At 63.4% G+C, this 1257-nt stretch carries 1 protein-coding gene and 1 pseudogene; both read left to right on the forward strand.

The genetic code is table 11. From position 1 onward, the window contains the following. Positions 1 to 40: 40 nt before the first annotated feature. Positions 41 to 430, forward strand: a complete 390-nt coding sequence (locus ACR0E6_RS21285) for a hypothetical protein (RefSeq protein WP_480566131.1) — start codon at positions 41 to 43, stop codon at positions 428 to 430. Between the two features lie 64 nt (positions 431 to 494). Then, positions 495 to 1257, forward strand: a pseudogene (locus ACR0E6_RS21290) (leucyl aminopeptidase family protein); the annotation flags it as partial.

Here is a 1257-nt window from a genome sequence, read left to right on the forward strand (position 1 = left end):
GCAAGGATCAATGCCACGCCGTGGGGGCGACTAAACTAGGGTGAATGTGGTGGAAAACATACTCAGGCTTGAACACAAGGAAACCGTGCGACTGGATCCGGATCGCCTCAGCGGGCTGTACCGGCAATTGGGCGACAAGAACGCGTTGGACGTGCTGTGCCGCACGGTCGAGGAATTGGCCGTGCGCTTATCGAATTGCGAACGGCACTGGCGGCAACGCGATTGGGAGGCATTGCGCAAGTGCTCCAAGTCGCTGGTGGCAATCGCCGATCAGATTGGAATGACGGCGCTGGCACGGGTTGCGAGCGATGTCACCGGCGCCGTGGATGCAGGCGATGCGGTGGCAGCAGGTGCAACGCTGGGGCGGTTGATCCGGGTTGGAGAGCGCTCTCTGACCGCGATCTGGGATCAGCAAGACCTTTCGGTGTGACGGGGGTTGCGGGCAGGCTGCAGGCGGATAGTCTGGTCGCAAATTCACTCAGCCCGAGACACCTATGACCCTCAGCTTTGCTCAACCCTCTGACAACTCTGTGCCCCTGCATGTGGTGGCGCAACCTGATCTGGACGATTGGCTGGCCGGTCAGTCCGATCACATCCGCAATTGGGTTGCCGCGAACGGGTTCAAGGGCGCGTTGGGTCAGGTCCTGACGGTGCCAAGCACGGACGGCGGTGCGGGGTTCGCGCTGGCCGGGTACGGGACCGAGGGCAAGCGCGCCCGCAAGCGGTTCCCTCTGGCCGCTGCGGCGGATGCGCTGCCGGAAGGCAGCTACCACATCGCGGAAGGCGTCCCGGCCGAGCATCTGGAGATGGAATGTCTGGGCTGGTTGCTGACCGGTTACGCCTTCGATCGTTATGCGACTCAATCCGCCGCCAAGGCGCGACTGGTTGCCCCTGAAGGCGTTGATGCCGCGCGGTTGGAGATTCTGGCAAATGCCGAGGCGCTGACCCGCGATCTGGTCAACACGCCAGCCTCTGATATGGGGCCGGACCAACTGCAAGCGGCAGCCGAAGCGCTGGCGGACGAATTCGGAGCCACCTGCAAAACGATCACCGGCGACGCGTTGCTGGAGCAGAATTTCCCGATGATCCACACGGTCGGGCGAGCCGCAGATCAGGCCCCGCGTCTGATCGAGATGAATTGGGGCGCGACCGGGCCGACGCTGACGCTCGTCGGCAAGGGTGTGTGTTTCGATACCGGCGGGCTGAACCTGAAGCCGGGCGCGTCGATGGGGCTGATGAAAAAGGACATGGGGGGTG

It is taken from the genome of Ruegeria sp. AP12 (assembly GCF_056540025.1).